Raw genomic sequence first — 23,254 nt, forward strand, 5'->3', positions numbered from 1 at the left:
TAAACGCGCAGATTAAGTAAAACGCCATTTTATGGAACTGAGGAGGCGTCGCCTGTGAAGAGTCAACACCAATACGACGTGAGGAAAATCAGCGACTTGAATTCAGTCGATCTTAAGGGACTGATTGAAGAAAGCCGGGTGGAGGAGTTCCGTTTTGTCTTACGTCTCCGTGATGAGTACGTGAGCGGCCGGAATTGTTTTGACGGTCCCGGGGAAGGTCTGTATGGTATTTTCAGCAGGGATGGCACCATTCATGGGATTGGCGGTCTCAATTGGGATCCATACTGCAGCGGCCGCGAAACCGGAAGAATCCGCCGCTTTTACATTAAGAAAACGGTAAGGGGCCAGGGGCTCGGGACGATGCTGCTAAACAGAATGATCAGAGATGGCCAACAGCAGTTCAGCGCATTCGTTCTCTACACGGATACAAAAGAAGCGGCTGCTTTTTACGAGAGGTGCGGTTTCAGGAAAAATGACGACCACAGCAAGATCTCTCACCGCTATCATGGCAAAGGAGGTACCAGACCATGAAACCTGATCCATTTCAAACAGCGCAGAATCTGATAAACAATCATTTTGCCGGCTGCGATGGGGCGATTCTTGCAGGCAGTGTCGTCAGGGGAGAAGATACCAAAACCTCTGATCTGGACATTGTTATTTTCGACGGAAGAATACCGCAGTCCTACCGAGAATCCCTCATTTACCAGGAGTGGCCGGTGGAAGTTTTTGGCCACAATCTGGAGTCCTACAGACATTTCTTCAAAACTGACTGCGAACGTGGGCGGCCTTCCATGCCGCGGATGGTGGCGGAGGGAAAAGTGATCTGTGATAAAGGGGAGATCGAGGCCATTCGGGCCGAAGCGAGAGATCTTCTTGATCAGGGGCCGGAGCTGTGGAGCGTAAAGACGATCGCTCTTAAACGGTATTTTCTGACGGATGTGCTGGAGGATTTTGAAGGAGCAGAACGAAGACACGAGGAGCTGTTCATTGCAGGATCTCTCATGATCCAGCTGAGTGATTTTATACTCCGGACAAACGGTGCCTGGTCAGGGGATTCAAAATGGTATGCCCGTGCGCTTAAGGCGCACGATTCAGCGGTGGCGGAGCGCCTTATACTCGCTTTTGATCACTTTTACCGAACAGGGGAAAAAGAGAAAGTAATCCTGCTGACTGAAGAAGCACTTGCCGCACATGGAGGGCGTCTGTTTGACGGGTTTTCCGTTGGCAAAACCTAGAAAGACCTGGAACCTGTGGGACCGGGTCTCTAAAGTATCTATAAAACTGCCAATGCGAAATGTCCCACCGCATGTAGAACATAGATCCCCGCGCTAATAAACACGAGGCCAAAAACAACGTGGGAAAGTACTGCCTTCACACTGTGGATGGTGATGAATGCTGCTTCGGAGAGGGTTTCCTGCTCGGCAGCTGTTAGGAGCTGGCGTGCAGTCTGTTCATAGGCGAGTGCCATCCCTTCACACTTTAAATGTAAAAAAAAAATTCGGGACTATTAAGAAAGGCTCCGTGGTATTGTAAAGGTAAAGGCAATTCTGGAGAAGGAGGATCCGGATGACGGTATTACAAAAACGGTGGCTGGCTGCAGTCAGTCTGCTAATCCCGGCACTATCTTTGTTTGTATATCCATTTTTTCCGATAAATGAAGCCAGATATACAACCGGCTTTCCCCTGCGGTTTCTTACTCATCACGGGGCAGAACCGCCGGAAAGCAGGATGGTTCTTCTGGATCCCGACTATCTGACCAGCCATGCAAGTATTAATCCTCTTCTTTATCTGCTTGGCGCAGGGATCATCTGGATTACCGGCTTTTTTATCGTCAATGCCTGGAATTTCAGGCGCAGGGGAAAAGGAGAGGGAAGCAGTGATCAGGCAACTTAATGTTCATGAGAGATCAGAGGCAGAGAACATCCTTGCCGTTCAGGTTCCAGCTTACCAGGTGGAGGCCGATTGGATTAATTCAACTTCGATACCAGGCCTTTGTGATACACCGGAGTTAATCAGTCAGAGCGGCGAAACTTTTTACGGCTGGGTTGAAGGCGGCAGAGTCTGTGGCATCCTTGCGGTGAAAATGGCAGACCAGACAGCAGACATCCACCGGCTTGTCGTCGATCCGGCTTTTTTCCGCAGAGGCATTGCCGGAAAGCTGCTTGATCACTTGGAAAAGCAGGGTGGGTTTTCAAGGATCATTGTATCTACCGGAACAAAGAATCTGCCTGCGGTCAGCTTTTATTTGAAACGGGGGTTCTCTGAGACTCGTACAATAATAAGAGAAGGAATCAGCCTGACGAGCTTTCAAAAGGATATGTAAAAAACCAGCTGCCCCTATGGGGCAGCTGGTTTTATTTAGAGGATTAGTTGTAGCAAGCGCAGCCCACGATGACGAGCAGCACAAAGATTACAACCACGAAAGCAAACGCGTTGTTGTGACCATGGCTCATCGAACACACCTCCTTGTCTTATATTTTCAGTGTATGTAAGACTACGTTTGCTGCTTAGGTGAACACCGGGTGTCATGTGTGGAGTTTTGGCGTGAGTGGCTTCTGAAGAGGTGGCTGTTTGCGATATTGTGAGGATGGGATACTAAAAACGCCCCGGGAAGCTCCCGGGACGTTCTTGTTACTCCATTTTGACCGGCATTCTTTTTGTAACAAGCCTTATGATGACAAGTCCGGCGATTGTAAGGAGAATCGTGAGAATGTAGAGAACGGATACTGGAAGAAAGGATACGTCCAGATTTGTGAGTCCGGGAAATGGAATGTAAATTTCCCTGTCCCACAGCATGCCGGTAATGCCGGTATATGCGATTGCCGTTACGATGGAAATGGCTCCGCCCCAGCCGCCGTAACGGTAGAATCCGATCCCGATCATTAACCCGGCAATATAATAGATTACGAGCATAAGTATCAAAGTAAGAGAGGGCAGGATCCACTGTGAGCCTGTATCAAAAAGTGGCTGAGCGGCTATATCGGAAAAGGAAGGAACCATGCCTGAAAGTGAGGCTTCCAGGACAGATACAGCCACAGCATACACAGTAATGGTAACAGCTATGCCTGCAGAAGAAAGGACTATTGCTGTATAAGTGTCGCGACGGGTAAGACCATTTAAGATAAAATAGGAAAAATAAGCAAAAACGATAATAATCCCGCAAATAAGCATAAAAATGTTGGAGGGATGCTGCATGAAGGTAAGATAACTCATTTCTCTCATTTCCTGCTCGGCAGAAAGAAATGTAATTAGCGCCACATGCACCAAAGTAGTAATCGCAAGAAACCAGATCAGCCATTTTCCCTGAATCAGATAGAGATCCCTGGTGAGTTTTTTTGAATTATCGTTCTGCATGGACGTTTTCCTCCTCTGTTATAGATATAAACAGGTCCTGCAGAGTTACGCTGCTTACATCAAGCCCGTGGTCTTCTGCCTGAGCGAGTTGATCATGTGTGAGCTGTCCCATAACTTTTACGGCCTTTGTGCCGCCTAATTGTTCAGTGCCGAAGACCTTCATCCCTGTTGTGAACCGGTCCACGATGCCGGCGGACCCCGTTATGACTGCCGACTTGCTTACCAGGTTTTCCTGGCTGTCGTGCAGGATCAGGCGCCCGTGATGAAGGATCAGCACCTCATCGAACAGATAATCCATTTCTGATACCAGGTGAGTGGAGAGAATTATCGTCCGGGGATGACGGGACTGCTCCTCGACCACTTCCTTGTAGAATATTTCCCTGGTTGGCGCGTCCATTCCGCTGTATGCCTCATCAAAAATAGTAACCGGAGATCGGCTCGCGAGGCCCAGTGTGACATTCAGAGCTGACTGCATGCCTTTGGAAAATTTGTGAACAGGACGATCCAGAGGAAGTTTGAAACGAGCAGCAAGGTCCTCCGCATACGCCCGGTCAAAATAAGGACGGTAACGTTCGGCAAAATCGAAGTAATCCGTGACCGGTTCGTGAGAGTCACTGTAGTCGGTTTCGAACACGAGAGCGACCCTGGACATCACTTTCGTATTTTCAAAAGGATCCTGCCCATCAATTGTGATGAGACCCTCATCAGGTATACGGCAGGAGGCAAGAAGTGACAGCAGGGTAGTTTTGCCTGCCCCGTTTCTGCCGATCAGCCCGTAGGTTTTTCCGGATTCCAGCTGAAAAGATACGTTTGTCAGGGCATTATGGGTCTTGAACTGCATCGAAACGTTGTCTGCACAGATTTTCATCGTTTGTCACGACCTTTCCATTCCTTCATTAACGCTTTAATATCTTCCTCGGTAAGCCTCAGTTTTTCTGCTTCCTGCATCATGGGCAGGAGGAATTCCTCGGCAAAGACCTCTTTTCGTCCGGTGATGAGTTTTTCTTTCGCACCTTCTGCCACAAACATACCTACACCTCGTTTCTTGTAAATAATACCGTCCTCCACAAGCAGGGTGATGCCTTTTGATACGGTAATATGATTCACTTTGTAAAAATGAACAAGCTGATTTGTTGATGGGATCTGATCGTGTTCGTTTAACTGATCATTGACGATCTGGTCTGCAATTTTCTCTTTAATTTGAATGAATATCGGTTTTTTGTCGTTAAACGCTTTGCTCAATGGGAATTTCACCACCCTCAGGTTTAATGGTGCTTTATGGTTATATAGTTATGTATATAACTATAATAGTTGACAATACCTCTGTCAATTTTTTTCTTCATGGATCCTGAAACATACGAGGTAGTCAAACGTAGGTTAGGATAGGGGGGATTTGTATGAAGTACTGTCCTGAATGCGGTGAGGAGTACATAGAGAAAAAGAAGACCTGTGCCGAGTTTTTAATTGAATAAAAAGGCATGAATGTTTGTCCGGGCGGGTAGTATGGTTAACACAGACTAACCACTCTGGAGGGATTGGATGGGAATATCAGGGATACTGCTGCTGACTTTAACACTTGTTTTCGGGCTGTATACAATCCTGTTTATGCGAGGCTGGGTTAAGCATGACGCCGCGAAACGGCTGCGCGGCTCCGATCTGGTGATCATCGGGCTTACCTCCATCAGTTTTCTTGCGGCCGCCCTGATTCAAAACTTTACCGCACTTGTGCCGTTCACTCTGGCCATGTTCGGTCTTATAATGAAGTTTCACGCCAACCGCGCAGTTTTAAGACCGAAGCTGGTGAAATAGAAAAGCCCCCAGGGGCTTTTTTGCGTTGGGGCTGAACTCTTAAAATGACCTGGGCTGATCGATCTATATGTTCATCTCTTCGCGTGTGAGTTAGGCATTGTATAAAGAAAACCTCCAGTAGGTATTATTTCGCTATTTGAAATAAATATCGTTTACACGCTTAATAATGACAATTTTCTCACTATTTTAGTGGTACTCTTTTGGCTGAATAAGAGAAAAGTCCGGGCTTCGTCGGACTTCCTCTCTTTTCTTCAAATCAAAGGAGGTCGGGAAATGATGAAGGGAAAGCGTGTAACCGCACTGGCGTTGACAGGACTTTTGTTTGCTTCAACGTTTGGGGTTCATGGAGAAGTTCAGGCAGGTGAAGACATTCCTCTTAACGGAACCATTCCTGAAGCGGAATTATCCTCAACGTACATAGAACTGGAGGATGGAAAAACAAGTCCGATTTATGATCCTGCTGAAGCGATCGTCGAGGAGCTCTGGGTGGAGACGGAAGTGGACAGTGACGGAACCGGTGAACTTGATCTGGTAGCGATTCAGGTTATGAGGCCGAATACGGAGGAAGGCATAGAGGTGCCGGTCATTTATGAGATGAGCCCATACCGGGCAGGGCTGGACTGGTCTGTCCCGTTTTTTGATGTGGATGTGGATTTAAATCCGGTTCCCCATCCCGGTAATCGTGGGGGCCGTGGACCTAACGCAGGGCCGGCGAATCTCGGCGCTCTTGGCAACTTCTTTGTGCCGCGTGGGTATGCTGTTGTACTTGGAGAAGGGATCGGAAGCGGAAAATCAACCGGATGCGCCACGACAGGGGATCAATATGAAACGCTGAGTACAAAAGCAGTGATTGACTGGCTGAATGGAAGTGCCAGAGCGTTTGATGCAGAAGGTAACGAAATTGCAGCAGACTGGACTACAGGGAATGTAGGGATGATCGGGGCTTCGTATAATGGAACACTTCCCAATGCTGTAGCCACAACAGGGGTGGAAGGACTGAAAACAATTGTACCAATCGTGGCCATCAGCAACTGGTATGACTACTTCAGAGCCAATGGCGCAGTAGTGGCTCCAGGCGGTTATCAGGGTGAGGATGCCAGTGTTCTCGCCGGCCTGGTAACAACCCGATCCAACGGTGAGATCTGCGAGCCTGTTCTCGAACAGATGATGGAGGATGAGGACCGAATTACAGGGGATTACAATGAATTCTGGGACGAGCGAAACTACCTGGACGGTGTAAAGGATATTGAAGCCAGTGTACTTCTGGCTCACGGCCTGAATGACTGGAATGTAAAAACGAAGCAGTTTGCCCAGTGGTGGGATGAATTGGAAAGGCACGATGTCGATCGGAAACTCTGGCTACACCAGGGTGGCCACAGTGCTCCTCCGGCTTCCCTCTGGAATGAAGAGCGGCACCGCTGGTTTGACTACTGGCTTTACGGCATAGAAAACGGCATCATGGATGAGGAACAGGTCAACATCCAGCGGGAAAACAGGGACTGGGTGCAGCAGGAAGCCTGGCCTCATGCAGATGTACAGGACACTACACTTTGGCTGAGAGGTGAAACGGAAGGAACAGGGTCGATTCATACCAGTCCTGTGCCAAACCGGCCTCACGATCGACAGCAGCTGACCGATGATCCGCAGACGAGAGCCAATGTGCTTGTCAGGAACCCGGAGGAAAACCAGGAAAACCGGCTGGTTTATCTTACGGAAGAACTCGGATCACCGGTTCATATGAGCGGGACACCTGAAGTGAGCATCCGTCTTAATATCGACCGGCCGGTGGCCAACCTGACGGCACTTCTGGTCGAATACGATGAAAACGGGGATGCTGATATTATTACCAGAGGGTGGATGGATCCGCAGAACATTCACGGCGATCACCGATCCATCAGTATCACGCCGGAGCGTGACTACACGTTTGAGTGGGATATGCAGCCGCACGATTATGTATTTGAGGAAGGCAGCCGGATCGGAATTGTTCTGATTGCCAGTGATTACGATTACACGATTCGTCCGGAGGCAGGCACGGAACTGTCGGTACTGCCGACGCGGAGTAAAGTGACGCTTCCGATTGTAGGAGGAAAATCGGCTTTTGAATAGACAGGGAATATAGAAATCCCGTCCGCATGATTGGTGCGGACGGGATTTCTTCAGTTATAGCCCGTCTATAGCCGCACGGACCTCAATCACACCGTGAAGAGGGCAGGTTCGTGGTAGTCGGGACATAACGCGGATTTTGGGGAGAGTTATGTCCTAACTTTGATAAAGTCCGGACATAACGCATCGTCGTGAGTAAGTTATGTCCGGACTTCGCCCGAATAAAAAGGCAGCCTCGAAATATCACAAGAAAACCCCCGTCCGCAAGTATGCGGAACGGGGGAATGTGTGCTGCCGGATCCTACCAGAGCGGATCGCGGAAGTTTTCATCGTAGTCCCAGCCTTCGTAAAGGCCGATATCATCGAATGCGCCGAGGAAGGCATCATATTCTTCGCTGTCCTGACCGTAGAGGTCAATTGCGGACTGAAGGATTGCCTCACGGAATTCTGCAAATGTAGCGTCAAAGTGGAGGTAGTCGTAAGAGCGGTACCAAACGTCGGCAACCACTTCCCGGCCCATCTCATATTCTTCGGAAACTAAATAGGCAGAGTGCTGCAGGATTGTACAGTTAATGTGTACCCCGCCGTTATCCATGTTGCCCGGCAGGAAGTAGAATTCGTCCATATGGGAAGGATAACGTCCTTCTCCATCAATGCTGTATGCCCAGAATGCTTCATTTACAGGGAACAGACCAGGGTCTTCACTGCTCCGGAGCGCAAAGCGGCCGTCTTCGAGCCATGCTTCACCCATAATATCCTCACCGACATGCCAGCTGCGGTCATCGATGATGCTGCCGAAAGTGTCGGAGAATGCTTCGTTGATCGCACCGGTTTCAAAGCGATAGCGGAGCCCACCGTTATAATGCGTGATTCCGTGCATCATTTCGTGTGCGGTTACATCAAGGGCGGCAAGAGGGATAAACTGCTGGCCGTCCCCGTCACCGTAAGTCATCATCGCAATACCGTTACTCCAGAAAGCATTGTTAAATTCGGTGGCGTAATGCACACGCGACTCAATCGCCATACCGTTGTCATCAAGGGAGTTACGGCCGTGGTTTTCAAGGAAATAGTCATACACAATCCGGGAATTTTTGTGGGCATCCACACCAGGTCCCTGCCCGACTGTTTCCCATGAGCTGCTGTCGCCGTCGTAAATGACATCCTTCCAGGAAGCGTTGTCGTTTTCATACAGCCACATCTGGTTCGTTGTGTTCTGCATGTTATAAGTATAAATGCCGTCCATCTCTTCTGAGCGCTGGTCGGCTAAGTAGAACGTCCGTCCGCCATTTTCACCTGGTCCGTGGCCAAGGTTCAGATTCTTCTGCACTCCAGTCGTGCCGATTCCTTTTCCGCGGGACTGACGAAGGGTGTCAGGGTCTACTGCAAGCGGAGATAGGGTTGTAGTGAACTGTGATTGAACGACAACCGGATCTTCCTCAGTAACAGGGGCTGTGTCCAGCATTTCTTCAAAATGACCGATGCCTGTCATGGCATCATAACGGTCAATGATATCCCCGGAATGAGCATCTACATAAATGAACCAGTTGCCTGCTTCTCCACTGTGAAATTCGAGATTCACACGGTAGGCCAGGTGGTAGTCATCCTGGTGAGGATAGACAATGAGATCGGACGTTTCAAATTCGACGTAATCAGGAGCATCGACCGCATCTTTTGCCAGTTCCACAGCTGTATTTTTTGCAAGCTGCGGTGTGGTGTCGAGCTTAAGATTATCGAGTTTGCTGTCATAGTTGCCGTTTACGACGGTAACTTCGTTGTTTTCATTAAAATGAACGTTCAGTTCGTTTCTGTCCACAGGGACCCCGTTCTTTGTCTGCTGAAGCCGGACATGGGTCATACCGAGCTCGTCCTCTGTAGCCCTGACCTCTTTCAGATTCTGTGCAGGGGCATCCATTTCAAACGCGTCCTTATTCTGCTCTAGAAAGCGTTTGGCGTTCTGCCCGTTTGATTCCTCAAACCGCTCTGAAAGAATACCTGCAACAAACGATGGCGGTCCCTCGCTGTTCTGGTTCATGACTCTGAGTTCCCCGTCCTTGTCAAGTGTGCCAAATTCGTTATTCTCATCTGCGTGGGAAGCGCCACCGCCAGCGAGAAATCCTGAGCCTAAAATCAGACCGGATAACATTAACGATACCGTTTTCTTCAACACGATCCCTGCTTTCCCTTTTGGATTGTTCGGCGTTCGAACTAGTTTAAGCGTAGGAAAGTTTTGCCACATTATCAACAGAATATTCTGTCAAATAGTATTGCGAAAATAACGGACATAAAGAACAATGACGTGAATCGACATGAATGGTCAGGTCTTTAGCAGGGCAAAGGAATGATTGTTTTCTGATTAAGAAGTCACGGATTCAGAAATATTCGGCATCCGAATAAGTCCTGACTTCCTGCGGGGAAGTGTTTTTACGTGTTCGCACTATTTGACGAAAACTGCTGTCGTTTTACGACCGATTCGCGGTTTGTGTCGGACGATTAGGTCTTTGTTGCTTTATTGCAGCGATTTGTCCAGATGATCTGCCGTGGAGAAGGTGTATTTATGTCGAATGGGTCACTTTTGGGAGTTTATGTATGATGCAAAGGTAGGGGATTCTGCTGGAGCATCCAGTGGGAATCAGTATGTCTGCCCCGTCCCGGACACGCATATTTTATTATGAGGTGGGTGTGATGCACGAATGGGGTCTCATGCAGGAAATCATCCGGATTGTCTCTGAAGAAGCCGCCCTGAGCGGCATTGTGGAAGTAACAGAAATTGAGATTATTGCAGGTGAATGGTGCAATGTGCTGCCGGACGCTCTGGCATTAGCATTTGACTGTATTCGAGAGGAAATCAGGTCCGGCGTCATCACGAAATCGACTGTTCTTGTTTTAAGGATTGAACCTGCTCTTGCGAAATGCCGGCAGTGTGGTCATACATTTACACCGGACTACCGGCTGGCTCTGTGTCCTTCATGCGGCCTGGCAGTGGCTGCACTTATCAGTGGTGAGACATTCAGAGTGAACTCTTTTGAAGGAAGGGATTTCAATGAAAATTAATGTTAAGAAAGACGTTTTGAGCCGGCAGAACAGGGAGGGGGCACGGAACAGGGAGCGTTTCGAGAGCACCAGGACCTTTACGGTAAATCTGATGAGCTCTCCCGGAGCGGGAAAAACGACACTTCTGGAACAGACGATCACTGCATTGCAGAAAGAGTTCAGGATCGGAGTGATTGAAGGCGACCTGGCCACAGACCGGGATGCACAGCGACTAAGGAAGCTCGGTGTAAAAACCGTTCAGATTAACACGGTCGGCGGGTGTCACTTAAACGCCGAACTGATTGCACGGGAGCTGCCGGTATTTGATCTGGAAAATACGAATATTCTGTTTATCGAAAACATCGGAAATCTCGTCTGCCCGTCCGGTTATGATCTTGGGCAGCACCGTAAAGTGGCGCTTCTAAGTACGCCCGAAGGCAATGACAAAATTCCGAAGTACCCGGTCATGTTCAGAAGAACCGATCTGACAGTGGTCAATAAAGCGGATCTGCTTCCCTACGTTGATTTTGATGTGAACCAGGCAAAAGAGGATCTCAGGCAGATCAATCCTGAAGCCGGTTTTCTGAATGTCTCGGCAAAAACAGGAGCTGGGATGGATGACTGGATTCGCTGGCTGAAAAAGGAGGCGGAACAGTGCCTGAACCGGTAAAGCTGGAGACATTTGAATCGGGAGAAATCACCGAAGGGCTGTTAGCTCTCGGCAGCAATCAGAAAAGTGCGTTTGCATTCGGTATGGGGAGCGCTGTTTACCTGAGCGCACCCGGAGGAGAGCTGGATTCAGAAGAGGCAAAAGCACTTTTTGAAGCGAGGCTGGCTGAATGCAGACAGGAGAAAGGGTTTGAGGAACAGATGGTGGCGGCGGATCTGCATCCCCTGTATGAAACGAAGTTTATTGAGGTGAAAAAGGAGGCCCCCGTCATCGGGGTTCAGCACCATCATGCCCACCATGTCTCGTGCATGCTCGACAACCAGATTCAGGATCCGTGTTTCGGCATTATTCTTGACGGGACCGGCTACGGAACGGACGGCTGTACGTGGGGCTTTGAATTTCTGTACGGAAATGCCGCGGAATTCAGGCGGCTCGCTCATTTACGTTACTCTCCTCTGCCGGGAGGCGACCGGGCAGTAATGGAACCGTGGAGGGCGGCAGCGGGGATGCTTATGGAGGGCTTTCCGGATGAGGGTCGGGAGATGGCGTACCGTTTCTTTCCCGGAAAAAAAGAGGCAATTGACCTGATCGATCAGATGGTCCGGCTCCGGCTCAACACACCGCCTGCCGGGACATGCGGTCGGCTGTTTGACGTGGTAAGTGCGGTTCTTGGACTTTGTCATACAGCGGCTTACGAAGGACAAGGGGCTGTCCTTTTGACTGACTGTGCCATGAAAGCCCTGGAACGGGGAGCGGAGGCAGAGAGCTATTCCTGGCTCAGTTCAGTAAAAGACGGTGTTTTGGAAATTGATATGATGCCGGCTTTGTGGGAGATCATGCGGGAAAAAAGCGAGGGGAAAAGTCCGGATGAAATAGCGCTTCGTTTTCACCGGACGGTGATTGAATCCTGTGTGAGCGTAACGGAAAAACTGGCTTCCGTTCACCCCAAGCTGAACAGAAAAGTCGTGCTGTCAGGCGGTTCGTTTCAGAATCCAATCCTGACAAAAGGCATTGCGGCCGGGCTGCAGTCAAAAGACTTGACGGTTTACACGCATAACCGGATTCCATGCCATGACGGGGGACTAGCTGCCGGGCAGCTTCTCATTGCCGCCGGCCGGAAACAGGAAAGGGGCGGTTAAACCATGTGTATAGGTGTACCGGCAGAAGTAATGGAGATCAGCGGGGAAGAGGCGCGGGTAAACGTGATGGGCGCAGGGATGACAGCAGGAATCGTCTTTGTCCCCGAAGTGAAAGTTGGCGATTTTGTTCTGCTTCACGCGGGCCAGGCGATGGCTGTGATCGACCGTACCTACGCAGAGGAGAGCATCGCTGAATGGAGGAGAGTGCTGGATGGACGTGATGAATTTTTATACTGATCCTGCGGTGATCAGGTCCTCGGTGGAAAAAGTGAAAAACGCGGCACGGGATTTCAGAAATCAGCATCAAAGAGTGCCGGTCATCATGGAAGTGTGCGGCTCCCATACGATGGCCTTTGCCAGATCAGGGATTAAAACGGCCCTGAAAGATGACGTGAACCTGATTGCCGGGCCAGGCTGTCCGGTATGTGTGACGGACCAGAAAGCCATTGATGCCATGATCGGCCTTGCAGGAAAACAGGATACAATTCTCTGTACGTTCGGGGACATGATGCGAGTACCCGGTTCGCGTCGGTCTCTGGTGGATGCCCGGACGGAAGGAAAAGATGTGAGGGTCGTTTATTCGCCTGTGGACAGCGTTACAATTGCCGAAAGAAACCCTGAAAAAGAAGTGGTGTTTCTCGGCATCGGTTTTGAAACGACCATTCCGTTACTGGCCATGGCGGTCAGGAAGGCGGAGCGGCTGAATCTGAAAAACTATTCTGTCTGGATGACAACCAAACTTGTGGAACCTGTATTGAGAACCCTTCTGGACTCCGGCGAGGCGGAAGTGGACGGTTTTCTTCTGCCAGGGCACGTGTCAGTCGTATCAGGAGAAAAGAGCTACCGATTTTTAACCGCGGAATACGGTCTTCCCGGTGTGATTACCGGGTTTGAGCCGGTCCAGCTGCTGAGCGGCACCTATAAGCTTGTCCGGATGCTGCGTGAGGGAAAACATGCTGTTGTGAATGATTACAGAAGCGTCGTAGGACAGAGCGGCAATCAGATCGCGCAGAGCCTGATGACTACCTATTTCACCTTTTCCGATGAAGAGTGGCGGGGAATGGGGGCGATCCCTGCAAGCGGGCTCGTACTGAAAGAGGCGTACGCTGCATTTGATGCGAAGAGGCGGTTTAATGTGACCGTGCCGCCTCAGCGGAAAACCGCATGCCGGTGCGGCGAGATTATCAAAGGCCGGATTGCACCGGAGGATTGTGCGTTGTTCGGCAAAGGGTGCACGCCTGTCAACCCGGTCGGCCCCTGCATGGTGTCGACGGAAGGCACGTGCGCAGCCCACTATCAGTACATGAGGGAGGAGTAGTGGATGAAAAGAATCAGTCTTGCTCACGGGGAAGGCGGGGAGCTCACAGAACGGCTCATAACAGAGGTGTTTGTAAAAGCTTTCGGAAACGAAGCTCATGCAGCGTATGATGCTGCTGTGCTTGAGAGTGCAGGCAGCACTCTTGCCATAACCACTGACAGTTTCGTCGTAAAGCCGCTCTTTTTTCCAGGGGGGAACATCGGAACGCTTGCGGTGACGGGGACAATCAATGATCTTGCAGTTTCCGGGGCCGTACCTCTAGCCATGACAGCAGGTTTTATTCTCGAGGAAGGGTTCCCATTGAGCGACCTGAAAGCGATTGTCTCCGCAATGGCTTCTGAAGCGGAAAAGGCAGGCGTTGCGATTGTGGCGGGTGACACAAAGGTGGTGGCGAAAGGCGAGGCAGACGGTGTGTTCATCAACACCGCTGGAATTGGACAGGTGTATGGCGGAAACGGTGGGAAAATCAGGGAGGGAGATAAGGTCATTGTCAGCGGAACTGTAGGAGACCACGGCATTGCCATACTCAGTGCGAGAAACGAACTGGGACTGCTCAGTGATGTGAAGAGCGACTGTGCCTCCCTGCATCCGATGCTCAGTAACATAACCTATGGGCTGAGCGGCGTGAGGATCATGCGCGACCCTACAAGGGGCGGACTTGCGACTGCCCTTGTGGAGATCTGTGAACATCATCGCGTCACCGTGGAACTGGAAGAAGGTGCGGTGCCGCTGAAACGTGAAGTGGAGGGCGCATGTGACATTCTCGGGTTTGATCCCCTTTACCTTGCCAATGAAGGTAAGGCTCTGTTTGTAGCAGATGAAAAGGATGCTGAACAGATCCTTGAACGCCTTCACCGGGAGGAAAAAGGAAAGGACGCACGAATCATCGGCAGGGTTACGGAAGCAGTTTCGGCTGGGAGGCTATTGATGAGGACAGCAGCGGGATCGACCAGAAGGCTCCACCGCCTCTCGGGTCTTATTCTGCCGCGGATCTGTTAATAGGACAGCCGAGTGCGCTCATACAATGATAGGAATGAGGCGCAAAGGAGCTGGGACATGTCAACTACCGAACTGCTTCGGATGCGGATGAATCAGCTGGTCACCCAGGCAAGGTATGATCTCGCCTCCCTCCAGGCGATTTCAGACGATACGCCTGAACGGCGTATTTACCTGCAGCGATTATGGGATACCGTCACAGACATGCATGTGACAAGTGAACTTCTTGCGGTGAATGCTGCAGCTTCTCAGGTTCAGCCGTTGGGGCCGTTGCCTGGCCAGGTCTGGAATAACGTGAATGGCATTCAGAACGCATCTCCGGGGGCAAACAGCCGGACATTTACAGAGGCGGAGCTGGCCGGATATGACGGGAAAAACGGCCGAGCTGCCTATGTGGCGGTGAACGGGATCGTATATGATGTGACAAATAACCGGACGTGGGCAGCGGCCACCCATTTCGGTCTTGCTGCCGGAAAAGATCACACAGCTGCCTTCGCTTCGTGTCATGCGGGTCAGGAAGCCATTCTCGCACAGCTTCCGGTCGTGGGGAGGCTGGTACAGTGAGCGGGAAGAAAGGCGTGCTGCCGCCGGAACCAATGACGAACGACGCCGTGGCGGAGAGACTTGTCCGGGCAGCGCGGCGATCCATGGACATGGGGACGTTTCAAAAGCAGAACCTCGTCTATCTTGAGCTTAACGGCTGTTCGGGAAACATTATCAGCCTGTTAAACGGACGGAATCCCGATTTTGCCTACATGGTCAACAGCATGGTAAATCTGCGCTACAGCAACAGTCTCATGGCAGCGGAAGGAGCTCAGGCTACCGAAAAATTGTTTGAAGCATTGAACGAGCCATTCATTCTGGCTGTGGAAGGGGCTGTGTCGCTCCGGGATGAAGGTATGTATAACGTGATCGGTATGCATGAGCGGAAACCGCTTACCGGTCTCAAGGCGGCCAGGATGCTCGGGGAAAAAGCGGACACCATTCTCGCTGTCGGGGCATGTGCCACCCATGGTGGTGTGTCCGCAGCCAGGCCGAATCCTTCCGAGTCCGTCGGCCTGCAGAACGTGCTGCCGGAGAGGAAACTGATAAAACTGCCGGGCTGTCCGGTGAATCCTCGCTGGTTTCTCGGTACCCTTGCCCATATCCTGCTGTACGGTGAGCCGGACACGGATCGTCTCGGCCGTCCGCTGATGTTTTACAGCACCCTGATTCATGACCGGTGCCCAAGGCGCCCGTTTTTTGACAAGGGCATTTTTGCCGAAAAGCTCGGGGATCCAACCTGCCTGTTCAAGCTCGGCTGCAGGGGACCGGTTACCCGGACGGACTGCCCGACGAAGGAGTGGAACAGCGGGGTGAACTGGCCGATCGGAGCCAATACCCCGTGCATCGGATGCGCCCAGTTCGGTTTTCCCGATGCGATGGAGCCGTTCATCAGTTATGACACGACGAGGGTGATTGAGGATGACTAAACGAATTGTTGTGAACCCGCTGACCCGGATCAGCGGGTTTATGGAAGTAGACGTAAAGGTGGAAAACGGGCAGGTTGTGGATGCTCAGACAAAGGGAAATATGTTCCGTGGATTTGAGCAGATGCTGATGGGACGAAGCCCCTTTGACGCGATTTATTTTACCCAGCGGATCTGCGGCATCTGCTCTGCTGCCCACTCGATGGCGTCGTCCCTTGCGCTTGAGGACGCGCTGGATATTGAACCCCTGGAGCAGGGTCGGTATCTCAGGGACATCATTCACTGCTGTGAATTTCTTCAAAACCATATCCGGCATTTTTACCAGTACACGCTGCCGGATTTCGTAAAAATCGAGCAGAACCCGCTTTTTCAGGCTGACCATACGGATTTTCGTCTGCCTGACGCTGCCACTGCCCGGATTTCCCGACATTACTTTGAATCCCTGACGATAAGCCGGCGCTGTCACGAAATGCTGGCGATCCTGGGCGGAAAGGCGCCGCACAACCACGGCGTGTTTGTCGGCGGTGTCACCACGAAGGCAACGGCTGAGGTTGTGGCCGGACTTTCATCGATTCTGGCTGAGGTGACAGCTTTTCTGGAAGAGAAGATGGTTCCGGATGTGTACGAGGTTGCCCGTTACTATCCTGAGTATTACCGGCTTGGAGGAGGGTACGGCAACCTGATGTCGTACGGGGTTTTTGACCGTTACAGGGATCTCGGCACTCTTTATGTGGACCCTCTCGTCTGGACCCATGCGGGAAAAGAGCCTTTTGACGAAACAAAGATTACGGAAAACATCGATCGGGCGTGGTATAAGGGGACGAAGCAGACATATGTGCCGGATGAGGAAATGACAGAACCGGACAGAGGAAAAGCATCAACCTATTCATTTGTGAAAGCACCAAGGTATGACGGTCAGCCGATGGAGGTGGGCCCCCTGGCACGCCTGATTCTGAGCGGGGAGTATACGAACGGTGTCTCTGCCATGGACCGGACAATTGCAAGAGCGATTGAAGCAGTGAAAATTGCGGGCATAATGAAAACGCTGCTCGGCCAGCTGGTTCCTGACACGGATGTGCAGGCAAAGTACACGATCCCGGAAACCGCCCAGGGGAGAGGGCTGACCGATACGACTCGCGGCGGCCTCGGCCACTGGCTTAAAATCAAAGACAGAAAGCTCTCATTTTATCAGATCATCACTCCTTCCACGTGGGATTTCAGCCCGGCTGACGACAGGGGATTCAGAGGTACTGCAGAAGAAGCACTTATGGGCACACCCGTACAGAACGCGGATGAACCGGTGGAGATCGGCCGGATTCTCCGCTCGTTTGACCCGTGTATGAGCTGTGCGACGCATGTAAGTGTCAGCGGAAAACCAGTGAAAACGATCAAGGTGTTTGGATGAAGGAGATTGTCGTCATTGGAATCGGAAGCAGACTGATGAAGGATGATGCTATCGGCCTCAGTACGGTGGAAGCACTGGTGAAAAGGGGAAATCTGCCGGAGGTCAGGTTCGTAATTGGGGAAACGGACATAGATTACTGTCTCAGTGAGGTGGATCAGGCTCGTGTCGGCACCATTGTGATCGTGGATGCCATGATTTGCGGGGGAGAACCTGGTGAGGTGACGTGCAGGGAGCTGGAAGAGATTAATCGTGACAAGATGCTTCCTGTTTCTCCCCATAACCTTCACCTTTTTTCCTATCTGTTTCAGGATCATCTGGCAGAGAAGACGAAGGTAATTGGTATTGAACCTGCCGAGGTGGACGTTCACTGCGGTCTCAGCATAAAGTTGGAAGCCATGCAGGAGCTGATTGCAGACAAGACCGAGGAAATTCTGAAGCACATCTGCAGAAAAGGAAAATGAAAACACCTCCCGAAGGCATCCGGGAGGTGCTTTTTTGGCTGCTGTTACTCCACCGGTGATGGCTCTTCCGAGTCCACAAGTCCGAAGACGAATCTCTGAACGTATTTGTGTATTACAAACTCGCCTGTGATGACGAGGGTGGCCGCAAGCATGGCGACCCAGATCGAGGTGAATCCATAAAAGACCGGACCAATAACCATTAAAACGCCTGTAACGAAGGCAAAATCAAAAATACAAGTGGCCAGATTCGATGAAATACGGAGAAGAGCGAGATCTCCGAGGACATAGCTTCCAACAGTGATGATGGCGGTCAGAACGATGGTTCCCCACATGCTCTCACTGTAGAAAACGGGGAAAATAAGAATCAGGACGAATCCTGTTATGACGAATTTTATGGCAAGTGCAGTCAGATGATGTGTAAGGCTGGGCATGGTGACTCCCTCCGGTTCGGTGTTTTTGTATAGGGTGGCAGTTTCGAACAGGTTTTATTCTTTGTTCTAAATTTATTGAATATATTATACTATTGATTTAGAATATTGATTAAAGGAGATGATCGCATGAAAATCATGGATACAACGTTTGCACGTTCGACTTACGAGGTGACCGTGGCCGGCTCGATTCTGTATGAGGCCGCGATGGGCATTGCCGCTATTACATATCCGGAGATCCATCATTCCCTTGAGAGGGATAGGCCCCACTGGGATAAGGTGCAAGCAGGGCTGAGTGAGGATTTAAAAAAAGAATTGGATTACGCCCGGAAGCATAATACATGGAAAGTGCTTCTCGATCTGATTGACGAATCCGGATGCTCAGAGAAAGAGGACTTTCAGGCATATGTAAGAAGTCTTGAAGTGGACGAGTTGAAGGAGCGGGCGTTTCCTTATCTCGGTGCGTCATTGGAAATGAAGGTCGGTCCGGCTGTCCGGGGCGACCGGGACGCCGTTCAGGATTTACTGAACGCCGTGGAAGGTCATCTTTTTTTCCCGGGGCTTGTAAAGTTTCTGTCCGAGGTCGACGGGGAGATGCTTCGCGAGCATGTAATGAAGCTTGTTGACAGATGGTGTGAGGAAGTGATGGCAAAAGATCGTCAAGCCATCATCGAGATCATCATGAGGGACATGGATTCGAAGCGGGCGATGCTGGAAAAGCTTGATCCGGAGGCGTTTGTGTCGTGGGTTCTCGGCGGGGAAGGGTATCGGCCGGAGCCTGCTGTGACAAAGGTGCTGCTCGTGCCGCAGATTTCCTATCGACCATGGGTGATTCAGGCGGAGCGTCCGGATACAAAGGTGTTCTTCTATCCTGTAGCTGATGAGTCCCTTTCTGAAACTGAGGATGTGTACAAACCTCCGTTCCTGCTCGTGCAGAAGTACAAGGCTCTCGGGGATGAAACACGGCTTCGGATGGTCAAGCTTCTGTCGGAGCAGAACCGAACCTTAAAGGAGCTGACGGAGATTCTCGGAATGGGAAAAACAACGGTTCACCACCATCTGAGGCTCCTCCGGTCGGCTAAAATCGTCCGGGCAGAAGGAAAAGGATTCACACTTTCGAGTGATTTTCCCGGTACAGAATCGAGTGAACTTGACATTTATCTGGGGAGGGAACGATGAAGGAGGCGCTCTGGGGACGTTCGTTCAGGCTTCTTTACGGAAGCATGAGCGTTTCGGCCTTTGCCCATACATTCGGCACGTTTATTATCTCATGGTTTGTGTATGAAATTACCGGTTCGGAGCTTGCCATGGGCGGACTGTGGCTCGTGAGTATTGGAACCAGGATGCTTGTGCAGTTTGCGGTAGGACCCTATATTGACCGCTTCAGGCGGACGAGCGTGATGGTGCTGTCTGAAATGGTCAGAGTAGCGGCCTTTTCGGGGCTTCTGGTGCTTTCGGCGGTTGGTGAGTTGACGCCCGCCGCCTTGTACGGTGGAGCTTTTCTCATTTCTGTTGTATTTTTTGATCCGGCGGCCCATGCGCTGCTGCCGAAGCTGGTGACAGAGACTGCACTGGTGAAAGCAAACGCCAAAGTGGCGGGTCTCGGGCAGCTCATGCGGCTTATTGCCCTGCCTATTGCCGGTGTAGCAGTTGCTGTGTCAGGCAGTATCGTATCCCTTGCCCTAGTAACGGGGATGTTCGTGCTTTCCGCGTTGATGGCAAGCGGTATCACGGAGGAGGACCGGGCGCGGGAAAAAGATGAAACGGGCTCGTGGTGGAAACAGTTTAAGCGCGGGGTAGTGATTTATAGGAAGCATCCGGTGCTTTTGTTTCTCGGGTTTTTTATTGCCGTGATCAATTTTGCAGTTTTTGCGACGCAGGTGATGTACATACCTTACGTCATTGAAGTGCTCGGAGGATCGTCGTTTGCCTATGGTATTTTTGCAGCCATGTTTCCCCTTGGTTATGTGGCGGGATCGTATGTGGTCGGTAGGTGGAAGGAGCCGGGCCGGGTGATGATGTATGCGCTTATGATCGGGGCGCTGTTTGCCGGTGGCCTGACACACATCGGGCTCGGGCTTGTATCGGTTCTGTGGGCGGCTCTGCTCATTGAGGCGGCTGCGGGACTTGTGATGCCGATCTGGAATATTTACAGCAATCTCCTGTATCAACGGCTCGTGCCTGATGGCATCCGTGGGCAGGTATTTACTGTGCGGTTTCTGATCGCCACTGCGGCCACACCTCTCGGAATAGTGTACGGGACGTTCTGGGCTTCACGGTTTGATCTGCCGTCCCTGTTTATCTCGGTCGGCGTACTGTCGTGCGTACTGACAGCCGGGGGGCTGGCAGTGGTGGCGGTGTATTACGGGAGGAACCGTGAACACGGTGCTCAAGTGAAGAAGATCTCGTAAAAGTGTCTGGGCAAATCTGGAAGGGAGTGTTAAGGTGTAGAATAAGGAGGGGATTGTTTTGAATCGGAAACAGGTTTTCTTTTCGAATCTGCCGGAGCTGGAGACGGACCGTCTGCATCTTCGACCGTTTAGACCTAGAGATGCAGAAGACGTTTTCACATACGCTTCGATCCCTGAGTTGACGCGGTTTCTCCCCTGGGATACTCACCGATCTCTGAGTGATTCGGAGGGATTTTTGAATTATGTAGTGAATTGGTTTCCCGAGCACAGGCGGGCTGAACTCGGATTTGTCCTGTCAAAAAAGTACTGGGGCCAGGGACTCGTTCCTGAGGCGGCCCGCCGGGTGATTGCCTACGGATTTGACCATCTGGACCTGGTGAAAATCAAAGCGCCGGCGATGACGGAAAATGTTCAGTCCAGAAAGGTTCTGGAGAAGCTCGGGTTTGAGCTGGAAGGGGTACTGAAGCAGGAGTATATCATCAAGGGGAAGAGCCGGGATATGGCGATGTATGCTTTGATGAAAGGACAGGAGTGAAAAATAGATGAAACATCAGATGGGGCTGTATGAGGAAACGTTCCACTCTATGGCTGCGGGACGAAAATCGGTGGAAGTGAGACTGAACGATGAGAAAAGGAGGCGGATTAAGGCCGGGGATGAGGTGGTGTTTACCCGTGTGCCCGGCGGTGAACAACTGACCGTTGTGGTAGAGAATGCAGTGGTTTATCCGACGTTCCGGGCGATGTTCGAGGCGATCCCTGCGGAAGCATTTGATGCAGCCGGCTGGACGATCGACGAAATGGTCGAAAGCATGTATGAGATTTATCCGCCGGAACGTGAGCGGGAGTGGGGCACGGTTGCCCTTTATGTGCGTCTCGTTGATGAGGAACGTGTGGTGAGAGGAAATTAGTACAAAATGGCTTGTGGTACTATTAATCTTAACAGTCGGACTGACGATGGTGCTGCAGTGGGAAAGTGCGGAGGAGCAGCTCTGGAATGAACTTCATGAGCGGAATATTCCGGAAATCGATTTTATCGAGTACACAGATGAAGGAAATGCAATCGCGTTTTATAAAGATGGGGTTGAAATGGCTCATAAAGCGGTGGTGTATGAACGTCATTTTCGCAGCTGGGAGTATATTGGAAACTTTAATCTTACATTTGATCTTGAGGATTTTTACGAGTACCACGATGAGAAAGAGTATCCCTTTTACATGAGCAGCATATCCCCACCGGACTCCGGACAACTGGTCATTGTAACTATTGTTGATCCGACCATAGACCGTGTTGTTATTGAGCAGGAGGGTGAGAATCTCGGCGAACTCGAGCTTTTGCCGGATCACCGTGAAGGTGATGGTAAGGCGAGGTTCGGCTACTTGGAAAAGGAGGAGAACCTCTTTGAAAATGGAGGCGAATGGGGTCTGGCTGCGTATGACAGGGACGGTCAGCTGATTCAACGAGAAACATACTGACGATTTTTCGGTAAAAACGTTTATTTTCTGGAATTGACCTCTCAAATTCCGGAATTACTGCTCATTTTCCGGAATCATGTGCAGATTTTCCGTAATCTGCCCATAAAATGGAATATGCAGCCGCTCATGCACTCATCTTCTTTTTGCAGTGTGAATGTTCAATTTACCGCCTGAGAGCGGAGAGAAACAGTCTGTTTATGAGAGAGGAATTACGGTATAATAGAAGTATAGAAAAAGTGCAGAAGCATCGGCCCCGCAGTGGGACGCTGCTTTTTTTTGCAGTTGGAAATGGAAGTGATGCTTTGGTTCAGAAAGAGAGGAAGAACAGAAAAGCTGTCTGGTCGCTTGTGCTCGGAATTTTATCCCTGGTATTGCCTTATATGGGGCTCCTTGCAGGCGTGGCGGGGATTTTCACGGCGAACCGGGCACTTCGTGAAATTGAGGCGGGTCGCGGGAGTGGAAAGTACGTGGCTTTTGCCGGAAAGCTCTGCTCCATTGGCGGTATCATTGCCTATACGGTTGTAAGTCTAGTTATGATCGCATCGTTCTTTACATGATAAAAAAAGGCTGCTCAGTCACGAGCAGCCTCTTTCTCTATTTGTTATTGCGTTTTCTGATCTCAGACCGGATTTCCCTGCCTTCCACAGTGGAGAGAGGGAAAAAGCTTGGTGCTTCAGGAACGGAGAATTCGTCATGGGAGTGAGGCAGATCGAAGAGAAGCGTGCCGATTTTTTCTTTGCGGCTGTTCTGGACTACGACCCAGAAAACACGCTTGTCGTAGCCTGGCGGACCCCAGGTCTCTTTTTCAAGAGAGTTGCTGAAAAGAAGGAAGCCGGCAATCACGTAATCATCTTTCCCGGGTTCTGCTGCAGACGTGAATCCGGCCTGTGCAACGTCCTTCAGGATGTCTTCCAGGAGCCGGTCTGTAAAAATACCGTAGGTGGCATCCTCGTATTCAGGAAAGAGGGCCTGAAACTCTTCGAGGTCATTTTCGAGTATTTGACTCCATTTTTCCCTAACATAAGATGAAAGTGCGGTTCCTAACTGTGTAATTGTCATATCAGTTGAAAAAGCTGGCGCTTTCACGATAAATCCCTCCTTATTTACTTGCACAATTTAATGGTACAACCCTGAAGCAAATGAGAAAGTAATGACTTGTTCAGCTTGATTAAATGGGAAAAAATATCATTA

Annotated in this window: 29 protein-coding genes; 22 read left to right on the forward strand and 7 right to left on the reverse strand. The window is 50.7% G+C overall.

Going from position 1 to position 23,254, the window contains the following annotated elements; translation table 11 throughout:
- Positions 1-54 precede the first annotated feature (54 nt).
- The 4 genes from CR205_RS02410 to CR205_RS02425 all read left to right on the forward strand — a co-directional run bounded on the left by CR205_RS02410 (position 55) and on the right by CR205_RS02425 (position 2,323).
- Positions 55-531, forward strand: coding sequence for a GNAT family N-acetyltransferase (locus CR205_RS02410; RefSeq protein WP_110516579.1), 477 nt, complete (start codon positions 55-57; stop codon positions 529-531).
- Entirely contained in the window at positions 528-1,235 is a 708-nt protein-coding gene (locus CR205_RS02415; RefSeq protein WP_110516582.1) for a nucleotidyltransferase domain-containing protein, read from the forward strand. The genes CR205_RS02410 and CR205_RS02415 overlap by 4 nt, the downstream gene beginning before the upstream one ends.
- Positions 1,236-1,566: 331 nt before the next feature.
- Positions 1,567-1,893 carry a hypothetical protein gene (locus tag CR205_RS20160; protein ID WP_161524643.1) on the forward strand — a complete coding sequence of 109 codons (327 nt, stop codon included), beginning with the start codon at positions 1,567-1,569 and terminating at the stop codon, positions 1,891-1,893.
- Positions 1,877-2,323: a GNAT family N-acetyltransferase gene (locus tag CR205_RS02425; RefSeq protein ID WP_161524644.1), complete on the forward strand. Its 447-nt coding sequence runs from the start codon at positions 1,877-1,879 to the stop codon at positions 2,321-2,323. Before CR205_RS20160 ends, CR205_RS02425 begins: the two co-directional genes overlap by 17 nt.
- Before the next feature lie 43 nt (positions 2,324-2,366).
- On the opposite strand, the gene CR205_RS02430 is transcribed toward CR205_RS02425, so the two are convergent.
- The 4 genes from CR205_RS02430 to CR205_RS02445 form a co-directional block, all read right to left on the reverse strand.
- Entirely contained in the window at positions 2,367-2,453 is an 87-nt protein-coding gene (locus tag CR205_RS02430) for a YjcZ family sporulation protein (protein ID WP_110516588.1), read from the reverse strand.
- A 178-nt stretch (positions 2,454-2,631) separates the two neighbouring features.
- Positions 2,632-3,354 carry a hypothetical protein gene (locus tag CR205_RS02435; protein WP_110516590.1) on the reverse strand — a complete coding sequence of 241 codons (723 nt, stop codon included), beginning with the start codon at positions 3,352-3,354 and terminating at the stop codon, positions 2,632-2,634.
- Positions 3,341-4,222 (reverse strand): ABC transporter ATP-binding protein, encoded by an 882-nt coding sequence (locus tag CR205_RS02440; RefSeq protein WP_110516591.1) that lies wholly within the window; start codon positions 4,220-4,222, stop codon positions 3,341-3,343. Before CR205_RS02440 ends, CR205_RS02435 begins: the two co-directional genes overlap by 14 nt.
- Positions 4,219-4,596, reverse strand: coding sequence for a GntR family transcriptional regulator (locus CR205_RS02445; protein WP_110516593.1), 378 nt, complete (start codon positions 4,594-4,596; stop codon positions 4,219-4,221). Before CR205_RS02445 ends, CR205_RS02440 begins: the two co-directional genes overlap by 4 nt.
- A gap of 297 nt (positions 4,597-4,893) precedes the next feature.
- Between CR205_RS02445 and CR205_RS02450 the strand changes: the two genes are divergently transcribed.
- A complete protein-coding gene (locus CR205_RS02450) occupies positions 4,894-5,163 on the forward strand; it encodes a hypothetical protein (protein ID WP_110516595.1) in 270 nt (89 codons plus the stop codon).
- 276 nt (positions 5,164-5,439) lie between these two features.
- On the forward strand, positions 5,440-7,269 hold the full coding sequence (locus CR205_RS02455; RefSeq protein WP_110519640.1) for a Xaa-Pro dipeptidyl-peptidase: 1,830 nt from the start codon (positions 5,440-5,442) through the stop codon (positions 7,267-7,269).
- A gap of 298 nt (positions 7,270-7,567) precedes the next feature.
- Here the strand turns inward: CR205_RS02455 and CR205_RS02460 are convergent, their stop codons facing one another.
- Positions 7,568-9,430: a M4 family metallopeptidase gene (locus tag CR205_RS02460; RefSeq protein ID WP_161524645.1), complete on the reverse strand. Its 1,863-nt coding sequence runs from the start codon at positions 9,428-9,430 to the stop codon at positions 7,568-7,570.
- A gap of 518 nt (positions 9,431-9,948) precedes the next feature.
- On the opposite strand from CR205_RS02460, the gene CR205_RS02465 reads away from it, so the two are divergent.
- From CR205_RS02465 to CR205_RS02510, 10 genes are read left to right on the forward strand one after another with little or no spacing between them, the layout of a single operon-like run.
- On the forward strand, positions 9,949-10,317 hold the full coding sequence (locus CR205_RS02465) for a hydrogenase maturation nickel metallochaperone HypA/HybF (RefSeq protein WP_110516599.1): 369 nt from the start codon (positions 9,949-9,951) through the stop codon (positions 10,315-10,317).
- Positions 10,307-10,966 (forward strand): hydrogenase nickel incorporation protein HypB, encoded by a 660-nt coding sequence (gene hypB / locus CR205_RS02470; RefSeq protein ID WP_110516601.1) that lies wholly within the window; start codon positions 10,307-10,309, stop codon positions 10,964-10,966. The genes CR205_RS02465 and hypB overlap by 11 nt, the downstream gene beginning before the upstream one ends.
- Positions 10,951-12,105 carry a Kae1-like domain-containing protein gene (locus CR205_RS02475; protein WP_110516603.1) on the forward strand — a complete coding sequence of 385 codons (1,155 nt, stop codon included), beginning with the start codon at positions 10,951-10,953 and terminating at the stop codon, positions 12,103-12,105. Before hypB ends, CR205_RS02475 begins: the two co-directional genes overlap by 16 nt.
- Before the next feature lie 3 nt (positions 12,106-12,108).
- Positions 12,109-12,342 carry a HypC/HybG/HupF family hydrogenase formation chaperone gene (locus tag CR205_RS02480; RefSeq protein ID WP_110516605.1) on the forward strand — a complete coding sequence of 78 codons (234 nt, stop codon included), beginning with the start codon at positions 12,109-12,111 and terminating at the stop codon, positions 12,340-12,342.
- Positions 12,317-13,423: a hydrogenase formation protein HypD gene (hypD, locus tag CR205_RS02485; protein ID WP_110516607.1), complete on the forward strand. Its 1,107-nt coding sequence runs from the start codon at positions 12,317-12,319 to the stop codon at positions 13,421-13,423. The genes CR205_RS02480 and hypD overlap by 26 nt, the downstream gene beginning before the upstream one ends.
- A gap of 3 nt (positions 13,424-13,426) precedes the next feature.
- Positions 13,427-14,422: a hydrogenase expression/formation protein HypE gene (gene hypE, locus CR205_RS02490; RefSeq protein WP_110516609.1), complete on the forward strand. Its 996-nt coding sequence runs from the start codon at positions 13,427-13,429 to the stop codon at positions 14,420-14,422.
- Positions 14,423-14,479: 57 nt separating this feature from the next.
- On the forward strand, positions 14,480-14,983 hold the full coding sequence (locus tag CR205_RS02495) for a cytochrome b5 domain-containing protein (RefSeq protein WP_110516611.1): 504 nt from the start codon (positions 14,480-14,482) through the stop codon (positions 14,981-14,983).
- Entirely contained in the window at positions 14,980-15,891 is a 912-nt protein-coding gene (locus tag CR205_RS02500; protein WP_236634687.1) for a hydrogenase small subunit, read from the forward strand. Before CR205_RS02495 ends, CR205_RS02500 begins: the two co-directional genes overlap by 4 nt.
- Complete coding sequence (locus CR205_RS02505) at positions 15,884-17,293, forward strand: nickel-dependent hydrogenase large subunit (RefSeq protein WP_110516613.1); 1,410 nt, start codon at positions 15,884-15,886, stop codon at positions 17,291-17,293. The genes CR205_RS02500 and CR205_RS02505 overlap by 8 nt, the downstream gene beginning before the upstream one ends.
- A complete protein-coding gene (locus tag CR205_RS02510) occupies positions 17,290-17,754 on the forward strand; it encodes a hydrogenase maturation protease (RefSeq protein ID WP_110516615.1) in 465 nt (154 codons plus the stop codon). Before CR205_RS02505 ends, CR205_RS02510 begins: the two co-directional genes overlap by 4 nt.
- Positions 17,755-17,798: 44 nt before the next feature.
- Here CR205_RS02510 and CR205_RS02515 read toward each other — a convergent pair whose 3' ends face one another.
- Positions 17,799-18,185 carry a DUF2512 family protein gene (locus tag CR205_RS02515; RefSeq protein WP_110516617.1) on the reverse strand — a complete coding sequence of 129 codons (387 nt, stop codon included), beginning with the start codon at positions 18,183-18,185 and terminating at the stop codon, positions 17,799-17,801.
- A gap of 126 nt (positions 18,186-18,311) precedes the next feature.
- On the opposite strand from CR205_RS02515, the gene CR205_RS02520 reads away from it, so the two are divergent.
- The 6 genes from CR205_RS02520 to CR205_RS02545 all read left to right on the forward strand — a co-directional run bounded on the left by CR205_RS02520 (position 18,312) and on the right by CR205_RS02545 (position 22,620).
- Positions 18,312-19,361, forward strand: coding sequence for an ArsR/SmtB family transcription factor (locus CR205_RS02520; protein ID WP_110516619.1), 1,050 nt, complete (start codon positions 18,312-18,314; stop codon positions 19,359-19,361).
- Positions 19,358-20,593, forward strand: a complete 1,236-nt coding sequence (locus CR205_RS02525) for an MFS transporter (protein WP_110516621.1) — start codon at positions 19,358-19,360, stop codon at positions 20,591-20,593. The genes CR205_RS02520 and CR205_RS02525 overlap by 4 nt, the downstream gene beginning before the upstream one ends.
- Before the next feature lie 58 nt (positions 20,594-20,651).
- A complete protein-coding gene (locus CR205_RS02530; RefSeq protein WP_110516623.1) occupies positions 20,652-21,128 on the forward strand; it encodes a GNAT family N-acetyltransferase in 477 nt (158 codons plus the stop codon).
- 7 nt (positions 21,129-21,135) lie between these two features.
- On the forward strand, positions 21,136-21,501 hold the full coding sequence (locus CR205_RS02535; RefSeq protein ID WP_110516625.1) for an ASCH domain-containing protein: 366 nt from the start codon (positions 21,136-21,138) through the stop codon (positions 21,499-21,501).
- Between the two features lie 13 nt (positions 21,502-21,514).
- Positions 21,515-22,063: a hypothetical protein gene (locus CR205_RS02540; protein WP_142669845.1), complete on the forward strand. Its 549-nt coding sequence runs from the start codon at positions 21,515-21,517 to the stop codon at positions 22,061-22,063.
- 236 nt (positions 22,064-22,299) lie between these two features.
- Positions 22,300-22,620 carry a DUF4190 domain-containing protein gene (locus CR205_RS02545; protein WP_110516629.1) on the forward strand — a complete coding sequence of 107 codons (321 nt, stop codon included), beginning with the start codon at positions 22,300-22,302 and terminating at the stop codon, positions 22,618-22,620.
- A 37-nt stretch (positions 22,621-22,657) separates the two neighbouring features.
- On the opposite strand, the gene CR205_RS02550 is transcribed toward CR205_RS02545, so the two are convergent.
- Positions 22,658-23,149, reverse strand: coding sequence for a DUF6022 family protein (locus CR205_RS02550; protein WP_110516631.1), 492 nt, complete (start codon positions 23,147-23,149; stop codon positions 22,658-22,660).
- Positions 23,150-23,254: the final 105 nt, after the last annotated feature.

It is taken from the genome of Alteribacter lacisalsi, from assembly GCF_003226345.1.
In the GTDB taxonomy this organism is placed as follows: domain Bacteria; phylum Bacillota; class Bacilli; order Bacillales; family Salisediminibacteriaceae; genus Alteribacter; species Alteribacter lacisalsi.